The organism is Ruegeria sp. HKCCD6428 (assembly GCF_013110595.1).
Taxonomy (GTDB): Bacteria; Pseudomonadota; Alphaproteobacteria; order Rhodobacterales; family Rhodobacteraceae; genus Ruegeria.
The window spans coordinates 38,684-59,433 of the sequence record NZ_WVQX01000004.1; the positions used below are offsets into that span (position 1 = coordinate 38,684).

At 58.0% G+C, this 20,750-nt stretch carries 18 protein-coding genes; 7 read left to right on the top strand and 11 right to left on the bottom strand.

Features of this window, described 5'->3' with window-relative positions:
* Complete coding sequence (locus GS620_RS10800; protein ID WP_170343830.1) at positions 1 to 402, top strand: hypothetical protein; 402 nt, start codon at positions 1 to 3, stop codon at positions 400 to 402.
* Here GS620_RS10800 and GS620_RS10805 read toward each other — a convergent pair.
* The 5 genes from GS620_RS10805 to GS620_RS10825 all read right to left on the bottom strand — a co-directional run bounded on the left by GS620_RS10805 (position 399) and on the right by GS620_RS10825 (position 7,390).
* The gene (locus GS620_RS10805; RefSeq protein WP_371809376.1) at positions 399 to 1,757 is read right to left on the bottom strand and encodes an MATE family efflux transporter; all 1,359 of its coding nucleotides are present in this window, start codon (positions 1,755 to 1,757) and stop codon (positions 399 to 401) included. The genes GS620_RS10800 and GS620_RS10805 overlap by 4 nt on opposite strands.
* 119 nt (positions 1,758 to 1,876) lie before the next feature.
* The gene (gene ppk2, locus GS620_RS10810) at positions 1,877 to 2,800 is read right to left on the bottom strand and encodes a polyphosphate kinase 2 (RefSeq protein WP_171205518.1); all 924 of its coding nucleotides are present in this window, start codon (positions 2,798 to 2,800) and stop codon (positions 1,877 to 1,879) included.
* Between the two features lie 261 nt (positions 2,801 to 3,061).
* A complete protein-coding gene (locus tag GS620_RS10815) occupies positions 3,062 to 3,670 on the bottom strand; it encodes a carboxymuconolactone decarboxylase family protein (protein ID WP_171327772.1) in 609 nt (202 codons plus the stop codon).
* Between the two features lie 222 nt (positions 3,671 to 3,892).
* Positions 3,893 to 4,864: a LysR family transcriptional regulator gene (locus tag GS620_RS10820; protein WP_171615803.1), complete on the bottom strand. Its 972-nt coding sequence runs from the start codon at positions 4,862 to 4,864 to the stop codon at positions 3,893 to 3,895.
* A gap of 90 nt (positions 4,865 to 4,954) precedes the next feature.
* Complete coding sequence (locus GS620_RS10825; RefSeq protein ID WP_171615805.1) at positions 4,955 to 7,390, bottom strand: FAD-dependent oxidoreductase; 2,436 nt, start codon at positions 7,388 to 7,390, stop codon at positions 4,955 to 4,957.
* Between the two features lie 181 nt (positions 7,391 to 7,571).
* On the opposite strand from GS620_RS10825, the gene GS620_RS10830 reads away from it, so the two are divergent.
* A complete protein-coding gene (locus tag GS620_RS10830) occupies positions 7,572 to 9,092 on the top strand; it encodes a trimethylamine methyltransferase family protein (protein WP_171615807.1) in 1,521 nt (506 codons plus the stop codon).
* Between the two features lie 73 nt (positions 9,093 to 9,165).
* Positions 9,166 to 10,134, top strand: a complete 969-nt coding sequence (locus tag GS620_RS10835; protein WP_171167462.1) for an agmatinase — start codon at positions 9,166 to 9,168, stop codon at positions 10,132 to 10,134.
* Here GS620_RS10835 and GS620_RS10840 read toward each other — a convergent pair.
* The 4 genes from GS620_RS10840 to GS620_RS10855 all read right to left on the bottom strand — a co-directional run bounded on the left by GS620_RS10840 (position 10,131) and on the right by GS620_RS10855 (position 14,814).
* Positions 10,131 to 11,111 carry an arginase family protein gene (locus GS620_RS10840; RefSeq protein ID WP_152458502.1) on the bottom strand — a complete coding sequence of 327 codons (981 nt, stop codon included), beginning with the start codon at positions 11,109 to 11,111 and terminating at the stop codon, positions 10,131 to 10,133. The two genes, GS620_RS10835 and GS620_RS10840, sit on opposite strands and share 4 nt — an antisense overlap.
* Positions 11,112 to 11,165: 54 nt before the next feature.
* Positions 11,166 to 12,755 carry a proline/glycine betaine ABC transporter permease gene (locus GS620_RS10845; RefSeq protein WP_171615809.1) on the bottom strand — a complete coding sequence of 530 codons (1,590 nt, stop codon included), beginning with the start codon at positions 12,753 to 12,755 and terminating at the stop codon, positions 11,166 to 11,168.
* A complete protein-coding gene (locus GS620_RS10850; RefSeq protein WP_171167455.1) occupies positions 12,748 to 13,785 on the bottom strand; it encodes a glycine betaine/L-proline ABC transporter ATP-binding protein in 1,038 nt (345 codons plus the stop codon). Before GS620_RS10850 ends, GS620_RS10845 begins: the two co-directional genes overlap by 8 nt.
* 78 nt (positions 13,786 to 13,863) lie before the next feature.
* Positions 13,864 to 14,814, bottom strand: coding sequence for a glycine betaine ABC transporter substrate-binding protein (locus GS620_RS10855; RefSeq protein WP_152458505.1), 951 nt, complete (start codon positions 14,812 to 14,814; stop codon positions 13,864 to 13,866).
* Positions 14,815 to 15,417: 603 nt separating this feature from the next.
* Here GS620_RS10855 and GS620_RS10860 point away from each other — a divergent pair.
* Genes GS620_RS10860 through GS620_RS10875 form a run of 4 tightly spaced genes read left to right on the top strand, consistent with a single transcriptional unit; the run spans position 15,418 to position 18,410 of the window.
* Positions 15,418 to 16,086: a cupin domain-containing protein gene (locus GS620_RS10860; RefSeq protein WP_171615811.1), complete on the top strand. Its 669-nt coding sequence runs from the start codon at positions 15,418 to 15,420 to the stop codon at positions 16,084 to 16,086.
* 3 nt (positions 16,087 to 16,089) lie between these two features.
* The gene (locus GS620_RS10865) at positions 16,090 to 16,773 is read left to right on the top strand and encodes an SDR family NAD(P)-dependent oxidoreductase (protein ID WP_171615813.1); all 684 of its coding nucleotides are present in this window, start codon (positions 16,090 to 16,092) and stop codon (positions 16,771 to 16,773) included.
* A 3-nt stretch (positions 16,774 to 16,776) separates the two neighbouring features.
* Entirely contained in the window at positions 16,777 to 17,853 is a 1,077-nt protein-coding gene (locus GS620_RS10870) for an NAD(P)/FAD-dependent oxidoreductase (RefSeq protein WP_171615814.1), read from the top strand.
* Positions 17,844 to 18,410, top strand: a complete 567-nt coding sequence (locus GS620_RS10875; protein ID WP_171615816.1) for a TetR/AcrR family transcriptional regulator — start codon at positions 17,844 to 17,846, stop codon at positions 18,408 to 18,410. Before GS620_RS10870 ends, GS620_RS10875 begins: the two co-directional genes overlap by 10 nt.
* A 112-nt stretch (positions 18,411 to 18,522) precedes the next feature.
* Here GS620_RS10875 and GS620_RS10880 read toward each other — a convergent pair whose 3' ends face one another.
* Together GS620_RS10880 and GS620_RS10885 are read right to left on the bottom strand one after the other, a co-directional pair.
* Entirely contained in the window at positions 18,523 to 19,677 is a 1,155-nt protein-coding gene (locus GS620_RS10880; RefSeq protein ID WP_171615818.1) for a Gfo/Idh/MocA family protein, read from the bottom strand.
* A complete protein-coding gene (locus GS620_RS10885; protein WP_171167441.1) occupies positions 19,677 to 20,732 on the bottom strand; it encodes a sugar phosphate isomerase/epimerase in 1,056 nt (351 codons plus the stop codon). The genes GS620_RS10880 and GS620_RS10885 overlap by 1 nt, the downstream gene beginning before the upstream one ends.
* Positions 20,733 to 20,750 lie beyond the last annotated feature (18 nt).

The window sequence follows — 20,750 nt, forward strand, 5'->3', positions numbered from 1 at the left end:
ATGTCTGCCGACCTGCCCGAATATTATTTTCGTATCCGTGAAAACGGGGCCGCGGTGTTTCGGATCGATACGGAAAACCGCCAGCGCCGGATCGAGATGGACCAGATCGCCGTCATCAACATCCGCAACGGTGAGGTCAAGCCGCACGGCCAACGGGTTTTGTCCGAACGGGATCAGGCAGAGATCGCCCAATGGATGGACGAGCGCCGGGCCGTACTGGCCCAGCGCGACATCGACGACATTCACCGCGCTGTCGACTATCTGAATCTGACAACGCAATGGGCGCAGTCCAAGGCAAGCGACGAACAGCTTGAGGATGTAACCGACAGGTTGCTGATGGCGATGCACGATCTGCGCACGGTTCTGGTTCGGAAAAAGGCCGACCGGTTGAGCAAAGACTAGGCAGGTTCCGCTGGCGCCTGCATCTGCCGCACCGAATGCATCCAGAACCGGGCCATCAGCAGCACCGCCGCGAAGGCCAGGCCAAGCACCAGTCCCAGCCAGACACCGATGCCATCCATCTGACGGACGAAGCCGAAATAGTAGGACGCCGGAATTCCCACCACCCAATAGCTGAGCGCCGCCATAACCATCGGTATCTTGGCATCCTGCAAACCACGCAGCAGTCCCAGCGCAATCACCTGCGCCCCGTCGACCAGTTGGAACAGGGCAGCCATGGCCAGCAATCCTGTCCCGATTGCCAGAATTTGTCCGCGCTGCGGATCATCGGCCTCCATGAACAGGGAAATCAGCGGCTCGGCATATGTCAGGAACAGGATGACGGTCACGACGGACATGACCAGCGACATGCCCGTCACGGCAATCGCACCTTTCTCCAGATGCGCCTTGTCCCGGCGGCCCAACGCGTTGCCGGCCCGGATGGTGGCCGCATTTGACAGCCCCAGGTGCACCATGAATGTGGCCGACGCCAGATTCAGGGCGATCCCGTGCGCGGCCAGCGGGACCTGACCCAGCCAGCCCATCATCACGGCGGATGTTGCAAACAGCGACACCTCGGCCAGGGTGGTCAGGCCAATGGGCACGCCCAGTTTCCACACGCTGATGAACATTTCCCAATCCGGACGCCAGAAGCGCTGGAACAGGCTGTGTTCCGGCAAGGTCCGGACCACATAGACGACAACCGCGACCAGAGAAACGACCTGCGTCGCGATCGAAGCGATCGCAGCGCCCATCACGCCCAGTTCCGGCGCGCCCCAATTGCCAAAGATCAGCGCATAGTTGGTAAACCCGTTCACAACCGCCGCCGTAACCGTGATCCACAGCACGATCTGAGTTCGCTCCAGAGCCGCAAGGTAGGATTTCAACACCATCACGATGAGCGCCGGAAACAACCCCCAACCGGCAACACGCAAATATTCCGACGCGGTTTCAGCGATATGCGGCTCTTGTTTCATGGCGATCAGGATCGGATTGGACCACCACAACAACGGCATGACCACCGCAGCGTACAGAAGTGACAACCACAGCCCCATGCGCGTCGAGCGGCGAATGCTGGTTTCGTCCCCTTCTGCTGCGGCGGTGGCAACCATCGGCATGACGGCCCAGCCAAAGCCTGCACCAAACAAAAACAGAACGAAATAATAGCTGCTGGCCAGTGTAACCGCCGCCAGCGCCTCGACCCCGTACCAGCCCAGCATGACGGTGTCGGTCAGGCCGATGGCAAACTGCGCCAGATGGCCACCGATCAACGGCAGGCCAAGCACGGCAATTGCCCGAAAGTGGGCCGGATATGTCATCACTTTTGTCATCGCACCAGCCATATGCGCGGGCTTGGCGCGAGACAAGAGATGATCGCTAAAATGTCAACATGATACTTCGGTGCCCGCTTGCGCAGTCCAGGCGGGCACCGGCGTGATTAACGAGCGTCCGGATGCAGTGCTGTACCCAGAATATGCTCGGAGCGGTGAATCACGTGATGCGCCTGCCCCACGATCAACGGATCGGGCTCACCCACAATGTCGTGATCCTTGCCCGGATAGTCCAGCGTCGACAGGAAATGGCGCATACAATTCAGCCGCGCGCGTTTCTTGTCATTCGACTTGATGATCGTCCACGGCGCGTCCGCGGTATCGGTGTAAAAGAACATGGCCTCTTTTGCTTCGGTATAATCGTCCCACTTGCTGAGGCTGGCCTTGTCAATCGGTGACAATTTCCACTGTTTCAGAGGATCCGTCTCGCGACTTTTGAAACGACGCTGCTGTTCTTCCTGCGTGACCGAGAACCAGTATTTGTAAAGCTGGATGCCCGAACGTACCAGCATCCGCTCCAACTCTGGCGTCTGCCGCATGAATTCCAGATATTCATTGGGAGAGCAGAAGCCCATCACCCGCTCGACACCGGCGCGGTTGTACCAGGACCGGTCGTAGAACACCATTTCGCCAACTGTTGGCAGTTCCTGAATATAGCGCTGGTAATACCACTGCCCCTTTTCTTCCCAAGTGGGTTTATTCAAGGCCACGACCCGGGCCTGACGCGGATTGAGGTGCTCCATAAACCGCTTTATCGTACCGCCCTTGCCGGCAGCATCGCGCCCTTCGAACAGCAGAACGAAACGCTGCCCGGTTTCCTGCGCCCACAACTGAACCTTCAGCAACTCTGCCTGAAGCTTGGCCTTCTGTTCTTCGTACACCGACCGCGCCATCTTGCGGCCATAGGGGTACTTGCCGCTTTCAAACGCCTGCCGGATCTTTTCAGGGCTGGGCTCTGCGACCTCTGCAACCGGCGTCGGCCTGGTCTTGACCTGAGTTGAATTTGTTTCGACCCGAGCAATGGCTTCCATGAAATCTTTCCTTTTCTGTTGTCCCGGAAAGGAGCTAGCAGAAAGGCCACGGATGCGCTTTGATTGGGGTCAAATTGATGCCTCAAAAACCCATATATTCCGCACTGGATACAAGGTTCCGATACAAACGCCGTTTTTCAAGCTGTGCCCGAGCGGCCCTTGCCTAAATCCTCAATAGGATCGTCTAATCGACCTCGGCCAACATGGCCGAGGCTGGCGCCCGTTTGGCGCACCGGGTCGCTGATCCCCTTGTTTCAGGCTTCATCTATGCCCCCAATCGTCAGGGTTGTCAGAGTTGTTGGGCGACAGACCCAATTCGTCGCCTTCCGTCGAACATCCCAGCCCCAGAACCGTGCGGTTCGCATAAGAGAAGTAGGAACAGACCTGATTGATCTCGAGGATTTCTCCATCATCCCACCCTGCCGTGCGCAGCGCCGTCACATCCGCTTCGACCAGATCGCCCGGATCCTCGGTCAGTTTGCGCGCATAGGTCATGGCCGCCACCTGCGCTGCATCCAATGGCGCGGCGGCCGGATCGCGGGCTTCGATCGCGGCCCGGATCGCGTTTCCCCGTTCTTCGTTGTCCAGCAACCGCTGCAACCCTGCGAAATGATGTTCGACGCAATATCCGCATCGGTTCAGAGAACTGACCCACACACCCAGCACCTCGAGGAACCACTTCGGTATCTTGTTGCCCGAGTGATGCAGCACTGCCTTGTAGATCGCCATGTGCCCTTCCATCGAATGCGGCCGCAACGAATGCGCCATCATGATATTGTCCACATTGTTGCCCGGGCCCGTGACGCGGTCATAGAGTTTCTTCAGCCTGCCTGTGGCCTGCTCGAATGGGATGGTTCTGATCCAGCTCATTTGGCTTCCTGTTGACGTGATTGCCTGTCCTTCAAAGACTAGAAGCGCTTTGAGCCCGAGGCGAGACGAATTCGACACCCCGTCAGAAAGAACCCGGACCAGCACAGACCGCAATTCGATCATCGGCCCGGTTTCCCGAAACACCAACACGGCAAGTCCAGTTTAAGCCCTGCGAGCATCCGCCCTAAACCATCAGCCGTTCGGCACCCCGGTCAGATTGGGCTAGACGCCCTCTATCTCCATGGTGCGGAACTCATTCTTCAGCCAATTGTGCCGGGCACACATCGGTCTTGTGAAATGCTGACGTATCAATTTGCTCATGGCCTTCTGGATCAGCACCGACGTTGTTGCCGGGTATACTTCGGTTGTAAACAGCGATACTGTGCGAACGAAGTTGCTGCCGGGAAAAGGCATGGCCTTTACGCTGTTGTGAAACCTCTGCGTTCGGTGAAAGCACGCCGCCGTCGTGATTGCCCAGCCACTGCCCTGCGCGACCAGGCCGATGATGGATTGGTTGCACTCCAGTTCAAACCGGTTGGGCAGGCTGAACTTGCTTCGGGCCAGTTGAGTTTCAATCTGCTTGCCGATCACATAGTCACGCGAATACCTCAACAATGGCAGGTCGGCATCCGGGTTGAACAGCTCGTCCGGGGACCCTTCAAACTTGTTGGGAACCACGACGATGAAGGGGTCTCTCATCAACGGGTATTCGATCAGCCCCTCGGTACGACCCAGCGGTCGTGTGGCGACGCCCACGTCAAGCTTGTGTTCCTGAAGTTTGGCAAGAATTTCGTGGCTTGGGCGCGTGAAATGGCGGAAATTGCACCGCGGCAGAGCCTGCGCCAGAAAACGAACAAGGTCGGGCGCGATCTGGTTGTCGAAATCATCGATCAAAGCCAGCCGCAGATCCGTCGCATGCTGCCAGTTTCCCGTTCGTATCTCGGCCTCACCGCGTTTCAGCACAGTCAGACCCTCACGCACATAGCGGGCAAACACCTCGCCCGCCGGCGTCAGGCCCATCGGGCGGCGCCCATGGTCGACCAATTCAATACCCAACGCGCGTTCGAGGCTGCGCAGGTGGTTCGAAACCGTGCTGATCGACAAGTCTGTTTCTGATGCGACTTGCTGAATCGATCCGGATTTGGCGATCAGCTGAAACACTTCCAGCCATCGAAGACTCAGAGATTTGGACACGGCAACCGACCATTGTTTCGATTTGTTCGAAACTAGCGAAGCAGAGTTTTGCCCATGCGGCAATGAAGATGTTGATCGAAAGGGTCGATTCTAGGCTTTCATCCGCACAAAATCAGGGTCGTACGGGCTTGGGCTGATAACCGTCGCACCAATCCGTTTCCCGCAGCTGTCCAGCTCCATTTCGCGGCCAATCTTCGCCAGGGACGGATGAATGAAAGCGTGCGCCAGATTTAGCTCCGTGCGATACCCCCATTCGCCCGACGTGATGGTGCCAACGACAGTATCATCCTGCATCAGTGATGCGCCGGGATGCGCGGGGCCAAGGGATGAATCGATGCGCAAGGGGACCAGCTTGCGTCGTGGTCCATCCGATTTCCGTTTCAACAAGGCATCACGCCCCACGAAGGCGCCCTTTTCCAGTCGGACGAACCGATCCAAGCCGGTTTCAAAAGGATCAAATTCGGTGATCAGATCGGCTTTCCAGTGCAAAAAGCTCTTCTCCATGCGCATGGATTCAACGGCCCTGGCACCGAACAGTTTCAGCCCATGCGTTTCGCCGGCCTCGCGCAAGGCAAGATAGGCCGCATAGAGCGAGGCGTTGGGAACATGGATTTCATAGGCCAACTCGCCCGAGAAACTGAGGTTCATGACCGTCGCCGGAGCAATACCGACAAAGCACTCGCGCACGCTGAGCCACGGGAACGCATCTGCCGCCCAATCTCCTCTGGCGCAGGCTGACAAGACAGAACGCGACTTCGGGCCAGCCAGAACCAGAATGGTCTGATCATTTGTCAGGCTGCGCAACTGAACGTCCTCATCGCTGCGCAGATGCAGGCGCAACCAATCCATGTCGTGAAACTCGCTTGCCGCGGCGGAACCATACCAAACGCGGGCCGGCCCCCTGTCGCAGGCGGGCAGATTGGCAATCGTCGCTTCTGCCTTGATCATACCGTAGTGATTCAACAGGTATCCCAACCCGACATGCCCCTCACGCCGAGGAACAAGCCCGCAAAACAACCGATCCAGGAATGCGTGCCTGTCCGATCCTGTGATCTCGATGCGGTTGAACCCGTTTACCTCTGCAAGCCCAACGCCGGTTCGAATGCTTTCGACTTCGGCGGCCACCAAATCGAAGGTTTCGTCAAAATCGAAACTGAGCGTCGGCGAGAAATCGGGATCGGGTTTGAAATAGTCCACCCTTTCCCATCCGTTGACCACAGTGAACTCGGCCCCTTCGGATGCCAGAACAGGCGTCAGAGGGGTCGTCTTGGCGGGTCGGCCCGCGGGGCGATGTTCATGCGGAAAGTGGAACCTGAATTCGTTCTGATAATCTTCAATCGCCTTGAGCGCGGTGAGTTCCACATTGGCATGACCCGAAAACCTCCGCGGGTCGAGGCACCACGTGTCATAACATGCCTCGCCATGCACGATCTGCTGTGCCAGCAACCATCCGTGACCGCCACCTTCACCCAGCCCTGCCCGCAGTCCAATGATACAGTACGCGTTGCGCTTGCCCGGGATTGGACCGACCAATGGGGCGCCATCAATGGTGTAGGTGATCGGTCCGTTGACCACGGTGTGAATACCAACCTCCATCAAGGCGGGCATGCGCGCAAAGGCCCCTTCCAGCACATCGGTTACCCGGTCCAGATCATCCGGGCACAATGCGTTCACGAAGTTCGGATCAATCCCGTCCATACCCCAGGTTTTGCACCCCTGCTCGTAGAACCCAAGCAACAGGCCGTTCTTTTCCTGCCGGCAATAGTAATCGCTAATCGGGCAGCGCAGCAGCGGCATTCGGTGTCCGGCATCCCGGATGGCCTCGATTTCTTCGGTCAGGAAATACTGATGTTCCATGGACGACACGGGATGATGAACACCCATCATGGCGCCGACTTCGTTGACCCTGTAGCCGCAGGCGTTGACGACTACATCACAGTCGATATCCCCGTGCTCGGTATGCACGGTCCAGGTGTCATCGTTGTGCTGTGTCAGCGCGGTCACCGGCGTATTTCGATACACCTCGGCGCCCGCCTTGCGTGCCCGGCGCGCAAGGGCCTGGCACAATTGCGCCGGATCGATGTCGCCGTCCAGCGGATCCCAAAGCCCACCGATGAGATTATCGGTCGAAATCAACGGGTGTCTCCGGGCACATTCATCCGCGTCTATCACCTCGAAATGCACGTCCATCCCCCGCGCCATGGACGCAAAGTGACGATAGCCCTGCATCTGCCCTTCGGTGTTGGCCAGACGGATCCCACCGTCTGCGTGGTGATAGTTGATAGGGTAATCCGGATCGTCGGCCAGTTCCTTGTACAGACGGATCGAATGAGATTTCAGGCCGACCATCGTCTGGTTCATGCCGAAATTGGTGACCTGCGCCGCCGAATGCCATGTCGTGCCCGAGGTCAGTTCATTCCGTTCGACCAAAACCACATCGGTCCACCCTTCCCGGGTCAGGTGGTAGAGCGTCGAACATCCGGCGATCCCGCCCCCTATCACAACGGCTCTGGTACGCGACTTCATGGCATTGCTCCTTCAACTTCGGCACCAGTCTTGCTGAATAACGGGATGGGCAGACAACAGGGCAGATGCGGGTGCCGGAAAATCGAAACCGCGATTTCGGATTCTGAAAACGGCACTTCTTCTTTGATACCGGGACAACTTGGGTCCTACGGTGCAGGAAAACGCAAGGTGACGAAAACACATGCCATCCGACATCATCAAACGAAGCGGACGCAAAGCACGGCATGCACAGCGTGCGGCCAAACCCGTCATTGATCCTTGCCCGCCCGGTCAGAAAGGCGGGGCATTCAAGCCCTTGAGCCTTTTGGAAATCGAGAAAATCTATGACACGGCGCTGCGTTTGCTGGAAGAGCTGGGGATGGGAGACGTGCCGGTCAGGCTGGCCTTCGACCTCAGGGCAGCGGGTGCCCAGGATCGGGAACAGAACCGGCTGATTTTTCCCCGTTCAATGGTGAAACAGGCCATCGACTCGGCCGCGAAGAGCTTTACCTTTCATGGCCGGGATGAAAAACGATCCATCGAGGTGGGTGGCGACCGCGTGTATTTTGGCACTGGCGGTGCTGCGGTTCAGACCCTTGATATCAACAGTGGGCTTTATCGCCCCTCCACCCTAGCCGATCTGCATGATTTCACCCGGCTACAGGACACTCTGGCCAACGTCAGTTGGTTTACCCGGTGCTGCGTGGCGACCGACGTCCCGGATGTGTTCGATCTGGACGTCAACACCGTTTACGCATTGGTACGCAACACAACCAAGCCAATGGCAACGTCTTTCACGTTGGCGGAACATGTCGGCCCGATCGTCGAGATGCTGGACATCGTCGCCGGAGGTGTCGGGGAATTCGCCAAACGCCCCTTCCTGAAAGCCCATATAAGCCCGATCATTTCGCCAATGCGATATGGCGAGGATGCCGTGGACGTGGTTTATGAATGCATCGCCCATAACATACCGATGTCCTGCATCACGGCCGCGCAGGCGGGCGCAACCGCCCCGGCAACTCTGGCCGGATTTCTGGCGCAATCACTGGCCGAAACGCTGGCCAGTCTCGTGATGGTCAATGCGATCAAACCCGGCTTTCCGATGGTCTTTTCCAACTGGCCCTTCATCGTGGATCTCAGGACCGGCTCTTTCGCAGGGGGCAGCGGCGAGACCGCAATCCTGAATGCAGCGTCGGCGCAAATCACGAACTGGCTGGGTTTGCCGTCGGGTGTGGCCGCCTCGATGGCCGATGCCAAGGCCATCGACGCCCAGCATGGGGCAGAAAAAGGCATCACGTCGCTGGCGGCAGCGCTGGCAGGAGGCAATCTGATCTATGAAAGCTCGGGCATGACGGCATCTCTGCTCGGGGTCAGCTTCGAGGCCTTCGTTCTCGACAACGAAATGCACTCGCACACGTATCGTGTCTTGCGCGGGATCGAGGTCACCGAAGCGAATCTTGGCTTTGACGCCATATGCCATTCGGTTCTGGGAGATGGGCATTTTCTGGGCAGCGAGCAAACCTATGAAGCCATGGAACGAGACTATTTCTATCCGAAACTCGCCGATCGTCAGGAACCCCGCACCTGGCAAACCGATGGCGCGATGGATGCGTGGTCATCCGCACGGCGCGCCGCTCAAGAGGTGTTGCGCACGCATTACCCCGAATATCTCACCCCGGAACAAGACGCCGAAATCCGCCGGCGTTTTCATATCCTGTCTTGAAGAGCGGCGGGCATTTCCAGCCCGGTCCTGAACCGTTAGGGTCACTGAGGAAACTTGCAGAGGATGGGGCATCATGGCCGATTCATTTTTTCAACCGGTGTCCGCCATGGAACTGGCCCGATTTGCCGGCATTCCCGCATTCATGCGCCTGCCCATGCTGGATCTGGCGCACGAACGGATTTCGGAAGTCGAACTGGGTATCGTCGGTATCCCTTGGGACGGCGGAACCACCAATCGCCCCGGCGCCCGGCATGGTCCGCGGCAATTAAGAGATTATTCCACCATGATCAGGGCGATGAACCCGGTTACGGGTGTGGCACCGTTTTCAATGGTGAACTGCGCAGATCTAGGAGACGTCGCCCCCAATCCCGTCGACATAGAAGACACGCTGGATCGGGTCACGCGTTTCTACACGGATCTTCAAGCCCGCAACATCACACCATTGACCGCCGGAGGGGATCACCTGACCACCCTGCCCGTCCTGCGAGCCCTGGCCGCTTCGGGTCCGGTTGGCCTGATCCAGTTCGACAGTCACACGGACTTGTTCGACACTTATTTCGGAGGTCACAAATTCACCCACGGCACCCCGTTCCGCCGAGCGGTCGAGGAAGGGTTGGTGGACCCGAAGCGTTTTGTACAAGTCGGGATTCGCGGCACGGCCTACAACACTGAAGATATCGAATGGGGCGAGGCGCAGGGCATCCGCATCATCCGTATCGAAGAACTGTTCGACAGGGGCATGGTCGACGTTATGAACGAGGTACGCGATATCGTTGGCATGCAGCCGACCTATTGCACCTATGACATCGACTTTGTCGATCCAACTTACGCCCCCGGCACAGGAACACCTGAAATCGGCGGGCCCAACAGCTTTCAGGCCCAGCAGGTCATTCGCAGGATGTCCGGTCTGAACCTTGTTGGCGCCGATCTTGTCGAAGTGTCACCGCCATTCGACCCCCAAGGTGGAACGGCGTGGCTTGGCATCTCGCTGATGTTCGAGTTGCTGTGTGTTCTGGCACAGGCGATCGACGCGCGGCGCTAGGCCCGCGCGACGTTCTCGGCGATCATCGAAATCATCTCGAACATCACGGCCGCCGCCGTCAGCGCGGTGATGTTGTTGGGGCTGTCCTTGGTGGGCATCATGCAGACCACATCGCCGCCGATGATGTTCAATCCGCGCGCCGCGCGCAGGATGCCGACCGCCTCATCTATGTCAAACCCCTTCTCACCCGGTTCCAGATTGGACACGGCCGGCGCGACGGTTGGGTCCAGACAGTCCAGATCGAAGGTGATGTAAACCGGGCGGTCACCCAAAACCTCTTTGGTCTGCGCGACCACATCGGCCAACCCGCGCTGTCGGAACTCTCGCATTGTGACGATATTGTACCCGTAGTCATAAGACGGTTGCAGCCAGTCCAGGCTGCGTGGATGGCCCCGCAGACCGATCTGCATCGACCGGGTTGGATCCACCTGCCCCTGATCGGCCAGATAGGCCCCCCAGTGAGCCGCTGATTTCTTGGCACCAAGAAAGTGATCAACCTTGGTGAAGACATCCGTATGCGCGTCCAGATGCAGAAAGCTGACCGGCTGCCCGCCTGCAAGCTTGCCGCCACCCAGGGCCTGAACAATGCCACCGGTGATGGAATGGTCGCCTCCGACGGAAACGGGGCGCGCTCCGGCCGCGTCTATGGTCTTGTAGAATTCAGTGATGCGTTCGATGCAGTCTTCGTTGTCGTTGGCCTTTGGAAAAGGCACATCACCAACATCGGCGATCCGCGCACTCTGCCAAGGATCAATTTCAAAGACCGAATGCACCCTGCGTTGTACGGCCGAGACATGCCGCAACGCGCGTGGTCCCAGGTGCTGGTCCCTTTCGGTCGTGCCGTTGCCCGTCGAATGCGGCACGCCCGCCAGTGCGATATCCTGCCCTTCGGGCCCGACATTGGGACACCGGAACAGTGTGGGCACGCCCCACCAATACAGGTTGTCCATCATCGATTGTTCATACGGGTCGGTCATGATTTCCTCGGATCAAAGAAAAGCGCCCCCGATCAGAACCGGGGGCGTTTGCGTTCAGAGTTTTTCGTCTTCTCGTCGGAACGCGCCCTGCACGATCCGGTCCATGACCATGGCAAGGAACAGGATCGCAAAGCCCCCCAGCAGGCCCGGCCCCTTGGCCGCGTATTGCAGCGCCTCGAGGATTTCCTTGCCCAAACCGCCCCCGCCGATCAGTGAGATGATCACGACCATGGACAGGCACATCAGGATCGTCTGGTTCACACCGGTCATGATCGATGGCAGCGCCAGCGGGATTTCAACATCCTTCAACAATTGCCATTTCGACGCGCCAAAGGCGACGGCAGCTTCTTTGATGCTTTCAGGCACCCCCCGCATTCCCAGTGCCGTCAGGCGGATCACCGGCGGCATGCCAAAGATGATGGTGGCCAGAATCCCCGGCGGGTTGCCGGTGCCGAAGAAGGCGATGATCGGGATCAGGTAGACGAAGGCGGGAAGCGTCTGCATCAGGTCCAGAACCGGTTCCGCCGCGCGATAAGCGCGCTGCGACTTTCCGAACCAGATACCCAGCGGAATGCCGAAGACGACGCACAGCAACACCGCCGCACCGACCAGAGCAACCGTTTCCATCGCCACGTCCCAATACCCCAGCAACGCGATATAGGCCAGGGAAGACGCGGTGAAGATGGCAACCCTTGGTCCCGCCGCACGCCAGGCCGTCACACAGATGACCAGCATGACCACCGGCCAGGGCGACCCAATCAGTGCAATCGTCAGCGCATCAAGCACCGATCGCACGCCCGCCACGATCCCGTCAAAGATGTCGCCGCCCGCCGCTGCAGCCGCATCAATCCTGGCCTCCATCCAGTTTGCCAGGCTCGAGAACAGCGTGCCGTTGCCTTCGCCAAGAAACATCGCAGACACTTGCTGTTCCGGGAACGCGTCAAGCAATGGAAGGGATGCGTTCACTGTGAACTTGTACACAATCAATGGTCCGATTGCCGCAACAAGGATCGCGCCCATGACGATGTTACGGGTCGAACGCCCACTTTCAGTGCTTTCCGGATCGATACGCCAGTTCGAATACTGTTTCTCGTAGACGCGGTCGGCGTAGAACCCTTGAACCAACTTGAACACCAGCAACATCAACAACCCGGTAATCAGGATTCCTGCCGCCTCGGACTGGGCGGCGGCAGCCCTTTCCAGACTTGTGGCCGCTGCTTTTTGTATGTTCTCGGCCAGTTTGGTGAAACGGTCGATATCGGCCTGTTCCGTGGCATCCGCTGCGCGCGCCAACAGTTCGGCCGCACGTTCCTGCTGACGCGCAGCGCGCTCGGCGAAATCCGCGCCGGGATTGCCCCACGCGCCCCTGCCGATCTGGACCCACGCGATGATCTCAAGGATCAGAAAGGTCCAGAACATGCCCCAAATGGCGCGTGACGCAGACCAGAATGGCCCCAGCACCGCGGCCCACTTGTTGAACGTGTTGGGAATCGCGCTGGTCGCATCATGAATCTTGTGGAACGCATTGACATAGTATTCACCGTTCGGACCCGCGAACTCTTTGATGGAAAGGTCCAGGGCCTCGCGATCGACCTCGATATCAGAGGCGGCCGTTACTTTCATCTCTGTTGCAGCATCAGTCATTTTTGCCCCCCTGGATACCGCGCAACAGGCGCGGCTTGGTCACGACACCCACATCGATACCCGCATCCGTGATGACGACCGGCAGATCAGAATTCACGGCCAGGTCGATCAATTGATCCAGATCCGCGCCCTCGTCGGCTCGGGGCGCACCGTCAAGTGGCCCTGAGTAACTGCCCACCGGCTCCATGATGGAATGCGCCTTGACCAGTTTGAGCTTTGAGATGCCCTGAACGAATTCGCGCACGTAATCGTCGGACGGGTTCATGACGATGTCTTCGGGGGTTCCGATCTGTACGATGACGCCATCTTTCATGATCGCAATCCGGTGGCCGATCCGAATGGCTTCGTCCAGATCGTGGGTGATGAACAGCGTGGTCTTTTTGAGCTGCGCCACAAGTGCTTTGAACTGGTCCTGCAATTGCAGGCGGATCAGCGGATCAAGGGCAGAGAACGGTTCATCCATCAACAGGATTTCCGGGTCCGAGGCCAGCGCCCGCGCGATCCCCACGCGTTGCTGCATCCCGCCCGAAAGCTCTTTGGGCAGGCGGTCCTCGTAACCTGTCAGATTCACCAGGCTCAGCGCGTGATCCGAGACGGCCCAGCGCTTTGACTTGGACACCTTTCGGATCTCCAACGGATAGGCCACATTATCGCGCACGGAACGATGCGGCATCAGCGCCATGTGCTGAAAGACCATCCCGATTTGCTGGGCGCGAATGCGGCGCAACTCGGATTCCGACAGTTTCGAAACGTCGTGACCCAGAATCTCGATCCGACCCGCCGTGGGTTCGATCAATCGATTCACATGTCGCACCAATGTGGACTTGCCCGAGCCGGACAGCCCCATGATACAGAAAATCTCACCCCTCGGCACTTCGAACGTGGCGCCCTGAACGCCGACAACACAGTTGAACCGCTCCAGAACCTCCGGCTTGCCTATGCCTTCGTTTCTGACCGCTTCCATTGCCTCTTCCGCACGCGAGCCGAAGATCTTCCAAACGTTTTCTAATTTTACGACAGGTTCGTCCATTTATCCCCCACAGGGCGATGCCCTGCCCGACAGAAAAAGGCCGCCGCGGTTTTGCGCGACGGCCCGAAGAGTGGTGATTTAGTTGGTCAGCCAGCCGATGACGGTGTCTTCATTCGCAGCCACCCATTCCTTGGCGAAATCCGCAGCTTCGATGTTGTCGACGGCCAGCGCCTTGCCCATCGCGCTCAGATCGTCGCCTGTCATCTGGTAGTTGCTGAACAGGGCGGCCACTTCGGGATAGCTCTCTTCCAGTTCCTTGGCGTAGTGCAAGTGAAGCGTTGCTCCGTTCCAGGCCGAGGACGCCTCGGACTTGGACAACCAATCCGGATCATCCGTGGGCTGAACGATTGTCCAGGTGGCCGGATCATGAGGCGGTTCTTCCAGAACCGTCAGATCCTGTGTCACGAAGATATAGTGGGGGCTGTAGCAGAACCCGATCCACGGGTCGCCCGCTTTGGTTGCATTTGCCAGATTGGCATAGGCAATGGTTTCTTCGTATTCCGTCAGCTCGAAGATCTGGTCATAGCCATAGGACTTGGCCCGGATCTTCTCGACAACGGTCGACGCCCAACCCGGCGCACCGATCCATACCTCGGGTGTTCCGTTGCCATCAGTATCAAAGATCGCAACCTTGTCGGGGTCGCTCAGGTCATCGATCGATTTGATGTCATATTGTTCCGCGATATAGGTCGGCACGCACATGCCCTGTTCGGCCTGAACCGGGTTTTGGTTCATGACGACGGTGCCGTTTTCCTTGACATAGGTATCGTGCAGGTTCTGCTGATTGGGCATCCACACTTCCGGATGGACATGCATCGAACCGCTGTCCATCGCCTCGAAGACAATCGGGTTGGTGCCGTTTTGCAATTCCACGTCCAGGCCGAGGTTTTCTTCGATCACGACCTCAAGAATATGTGCCGTGGCGTTCACCGAGGCCCAGTTGGGCACACCGATCACGATATCCGCGGCCATGGCCGGCCCGGCAATCGCGAAAGACGCGCTTCCAAGTAGCGTTGCAATTTTTTTCATCTGATATCTCCGTGTTGGGTAGCTTCCGCGCTTGTTTTTCTCACCCTCTCGGGCGGCGGTGCGCTCAGGTTTTTGGTGTGGAAAGGTAGTGCCTTTCGGTTTTTTGGGGCCAGCAAAACCAAATGCTGACATAGCCCCGAAAGTGAAGCATGCGGATGCATTGCCCATCAAGGGTTACGTCTTTCTACCTCATGAATGCGATATTATCATAAGTTTGTTTCGGCTTCTTGCAATTCAATGCGGTACTTCCGAAACCTCCGAATCCGAAGATACCTGCTGTTTTCATGAGCACTGAATTGCCTCGCGCGAAAACCACAGCCAGTTTTAAAACGGCTTTTGAAGCTTTCCTTTTGCAGGAAGCAATTGATATCAAGCAGATATTGCTGCACCTGATATAGCGTGTCGCGCACGCCCCACCCTCAAAACGAGGCGTGAAACCTCTCCGTGGCGGTTGCGCCACCTAACCGTACGACCAAGCCCCCCTGACAAGAAACCGTTCAACACTCTGTGAAACGTGTCGAGAATTCTAGTTTTGCAGCTGGCGCTTACCTACCTACTAGTAGATAATATCACGCGTCGTAACCAAGGAAGAGACCTGACCCCATGGAAATCAATTCGGACTTCTCTGACCGCGTTGTCGTTCACTCAGACCAGCTGGAATGGCAGGCCTCTCCTATGAAGGGTGTGGATCGCAGGATGTTGGACAGGATCGGAGGCGAGGTCGCCCGGGCCACCACTATCGTGCGTTATGCGCCGGGCAGTCATTTCTCTGCCCACACCCATACCGGCGGCGAGGAATTCATTGTCCTTGACGGTGTATTTCAGGATGAACACGGTGACTATCCGGCGGGGACCTATGTGCGCAATCCGCCAACCTCGCAACACACACCGGGGTCGGAACCGGGATGCACGATCTTCGTCAAGCTCTGGCAGTTCGACGTGAACGATCGAACCCAGTTTCGCAAAAACATGGTGGATGAGCTGCGCGCGCCCGCGAACGGCATCGCCACCTCAGTCCTGCATGAGGATGCGCGCGAGATAGTGACCTACTCCGATCTGGACGCGGGCGCGACGCTGCGTTCGGACGCCCCTGGCGGGATCGAGGTTCTGATCATCGACGGGTCGGTCACCGAAGGCGGGGACGAACTGGTCAAAAACGATTGGCTGCGCCTGCCTGAAGGCCACAGCCTGACGGCCGTTGCGGGGGCGAACGGGGCCAAGATCTGGATGAAAACAGGCCACCTGCCTTACGCCCAACCGCCGGCGGTGTAACCGATGTCTGAACAAAAACCCTTGGCGCTCGTCGCCGGAGCGGGGGCTGGGCTTGGCCAGGCGTTGGTGTCGCGTTTCCAGGCCGAAGGCATGGTGACCGTGGGTCTGGGCCGAACCCAACCCGACAACCCAATCGGTTCCTTTCATCAGGTCGATCTGTCCGACCCCGGCGAAACGGCACCGGTCATAGCCGATTTGATTGCCGCTTACGGGCCGCCCAAGATCGTGGTTCACAACACCGCAGAACTGGTGATCTCACCCTTCCTGAAAACAACGCTGAACGATTACCAGCGCAGCTGGACGTCGATGGTGCAAACGCTGATCGTGCTGGCGCAATCGGTGATGCAGCCGATGGTCCGTGGCGGTGGCGGAACCTTGATCGTGTCGGGTGCAACCGCCTCTCTGCGCGGTGGTGCACAGTTTTCAGCATTTGCTTCGGCCAAGTTTGCCCTGCGCGGGCTGACACAATCGCTTGCACGAGAGTTTCAACCGGCGGGCGTGCATATCACGCATGTCATTCTGGACGGCATAATCGACACGGCCCGGTCACGCGACCGGCACAGTCTGGACCCAGCCAAAATGATGAAGCCCGAAGATATTGCCGAGGTATATTGGCAACTGGCGCAACAACCCAGGTCGACTTGGACCCAAGAGCTGGACCTGCGTCCTTCAACTGAGGGGTTCTGATCCATGCGCACCGATACGCTCATCATCGGCGGTGGGCTTTCAGGGCTCAGCCTGGCGACACAGCTTGTGGATCAGGGTCAGGAAGTTCTGGTTGTTGAGGCGCGCAGCCGTCTGGGAGGACGCATTCTGACCGAGGTTCAGGGGAACGCCCATCTGGACATGGGTCCGGCTTGGTTCTGGCCCGGCCAGCCACGTATCGCAGCGCTGACAGACCGGCTGGGCCTGCACCGGTTTGACCAATTCAGTTCCGGCGCGCTGAGTTTCGAAGATGAACAGGGCCGTGTTGAGCGGGGCCGCGGGTTTTCATCCATGGAAGGGTCATATCGTCTGGTCGGGGGGCTCGCTGCTTTGACAGATGCGCTGTCGGCACGGTTGCCGGATGGGGCAATTCACCTGTCCACGCAGATCACCGTCTTGGCCTGCACCGAAGGTGGGGTTCGGGTCACCACGCAATCTGGGCAGCATATTCTGGCAAACCGTGTGGTACTTGCCGTGCCCCCACGCATCGCGGCCGAGTTGATCTTTGAGCCCGCCCTGCCCGATGGCACGTTGTCAGCCATGCGGCACATCGCGACCTGGATGGCCGGGCAGGCCAAAGCGGTTGCGGTCTATGACACTCCGTTCTGGCGCGAAGACGGACTGTCAGGGGATGCTATGAGCCGGCACGGTCCCATGGTGGAAATCCACGACGCGTCGCCTGCCAGCGGTGGTCCCTTCGCGCTGTTCGGTTTCATCGGCATCCCCGCGCAAGTTCGCCGGGATGAAGGGGATTTGCGGCAGCAGGTTCTGGCTCAGCTGGGGCGATTGTTCGGGCGCAAGGCGACCAGCCCCGGCGCGCTTTTGCTAAAAGACTGGGCGTTTGATCGCTTCACAGCGACCGACCTGGACCTTCAGCCCGTATATGCCCATCCGCAGTACGGCATGCCGAAGGCCATGACACGGATCTGGGAAGACCGGATCATTTTCAGTGGCACCGAAACAGCCGCGCAATTTGGGGGATATCTGGAAGGTGCATTGGAAGCAGCAGAAAACACCGCGGCATTGTTGAGCGCAAATAGGATGAACGTGGTATGGAAATAGATACAAAAACCGCTTTGCTGAATTCTGCCGAATTTGCCGTACGCAGCAAAGGCTTCGACGGCTTCAGCTATGCCGACCTCGCCAATGATGTGGGCATCCGCAAGGCATCGATCCACTATCACTTCCCGACCAAAGCCGCGCTGTCAGCCGCTTTGATGATACGCTACCATACCGAGTTTATGGGACGCTGCGACGAGATCGAGGAAACTTGCGAAACGGCGGGCACGCGCATGCGTGCACTGATCGCGCTGTATCGCGCGGCTTTGAACGACGGAAAAACCCTGTGTTTATGTGTGTCGCTGATCATCAGCCGGGAGAGCTTGTCGAATGAGGTCACCGACAAAATCCGCGAGTTCCGGCGCATGATGACCCGGTGGATCGAGAATGTCTTTGCGCTTGGCAAAACCGATCATTCGATCACGGGCGTTGAAGATCCGAAAGCAGAAGCACGCGCGGCTTTGGCCTTGCTGGAAGGCGCTCATCTGACGGCGCGGGCCGAGAATAGCGCCCAAACATTTGATTACGCCGTGGAAACGCTAACAGCACGTTGTTTGTGACACGGCCTATGCTTGCTCATACAGAGTGGCCGCGTCGATTGTTGAGGCACATACCTGCCTCAACCCGGTTTTTCAAACAAGGCCTGCAATTCAACCCGCAAAGCAGAAAGCCTCACTCCAGCTTGACCCAGGCCGAATTTCTGGCAGAGCTTTGCACGCATGCGGCCACAAACCTGACGCCTTCAAGCCCATCCCGGACCGTTGGATAGACGACGGATGCGTCAGGTAAACTTCCGTTTCTGAACGCCAGAATGGCTTCGGCTGCTTCGCCATAGATATTGGCGAACCCTTCCAAGTAACCTTCGGGGTGTCCCGGGGGCACTCTGCTGAGCCGATTGGCCGCATCCCCTGCCCCGACCCCATTTCGGGTGATCAGACGCTTTGACTCTCCGTAAGGAGTAAACCAAAGATAGTTCGGGTCTTCCTGAGCCCACTCGATGCCGCCCCTTTCGCCGTACACACGCAATCGCAGAGCGTTTTCGTTACCGGGCGCAACCTGCGAAGACCACAGCATGCCACGGGCTCCGCCTTGGAACCTCAGCAACACATGCGCGTTATCGTCGACCTGACGACCCGGCACAAAAGCCTGCAAATCCGCCGCAAGGCTTTCTGCCCTTAATCCGGTTACAAAGCAGGCAATATTATACGCATGAGTTCCAATATCACCGGTTGATCCTCCGGCACCGGAGCGTTCCGGATCAGTCCTCCATTCGGCCTGCTTGAAATCCTGCGGCTCGGTCAGCCAGTCTTGCGGATACTCAACCTGAACCACGCGGATTTTGCCGATATCCCCGTTGGCAACCATCTCACGCGCTTGCCGAACCATTGGATAGCCCGTGTAGTTGTGGGTAAGGATGAACAGCGCGTTTGAGTTTTCAGCGGTTTTGACCAGTTTCTTCGCATCACCAAGGGTCGACGTAAGCGGCTTATCGCAAATCACGTGAATGCCGCGTTTCAGAAACTCACGCGCGGCAGCATAGTGAACGTGATTTGGCGTGACGATCGAAACCGCTTCGATCCCGGATTTCAAACGCGCTTCTCGCATCGCCATCTGCTTGAAGTCATCGTAAACCCGCTCGAGGCCCAGCGCCTCGCCGCTTTCCCGGGATTTTTCGGGCGTCGAGGACAACGCGCCTGCAACCAGCTCGAACTTGTCATCCAGTCGCGCGGCTATGCGGTGGACACCACCGATGAAAGCATCGTTTCCACCGCCGACCATACCAAGGCGAATGCGCCCCGTTCTTTCTTCGTTGCGTCCTGTTACCATCAGCCTATCCCCAGCATTTTCCGATTGGCCGCTTCGTCGGTGCCGCCGTCGGCAAAATCGTCAAAGGCCTTCTCGGTCACGCGAATAATGTGATCGGAAACGAACTGAGCACCTTCACGCGCGCCATCCTCGGGATGTTTCAGGCAGCATTCCCATTCGACCACGGCCCAGCCATCAAAGTCGTTTGCCGCCATCTTGGAAAAGACAGCCCCGAAATCCACCTGTCCATCACCGAGTGACCTGAACCGCCCTGCGCGATCGACCCAGCTTTGATAGCCGGAATAGACACCTTGCCTTCCGGTCGGATTGAACTCGGCATCCTTTACGTGAAACATCCGGATGCGGTCTTTGTAGATGTCGATATTGTCAAGGTAATCGAGGCATTGCAGGACATAATGCGACGGGTCGTACAGCATGCACGCCCGCGCATGGTTGCCTGTTCGTTCAAGGAACATTTCGTATGTCACCCCGTCATGAAGATCCTCGCCGGGGTGGATTTCATAGCAAACATCAACGCCACAGTCTTCGGCGTGGTCCAAAATCGGCACCCAACGACGGGCGAGCTCATCAAATGCGGTTTCAATCAGACCAGCAGGACGTTGAGGCCAGGGATACACGTAAGGCCAGGCCAGCGCGCCAGAGAATGTTGCATGAGCCGAGATTCCCAAATTCCGAGAGGCTGAAAGCGCTTTCTTGACCTGATCAACGGCCCATTCCTGCCGGGCTTTGGGATCTCCCCTTACGCTTTCGGCCGCAAAACCATCAAACGCCGTATCATAGGCCGGGTGAACAGCGACAAGTTGGCCTTGCAGGTGCGTCGATAATTCTGTGACTTCAACGCCGTTCTCTTGGGCTTTGCCCTTGAAGTCATCGCAATAGTCTTTGCTTGTCGCGGCCGTTTCAAGGTCGAACAACCGCCCGTCCCAACTGGGCACTTGAACGCCCCTGTATCCGCAATCCGCCGCCCATTTGGTTATGGCGTCCCATGAATTGAACGGCGCTTCGTCACCGGCAAATTGTGCAAGAAATAATGCAGGCCCTTTGATCGTCTTCATTCAGTTTCCTCCCCGAAA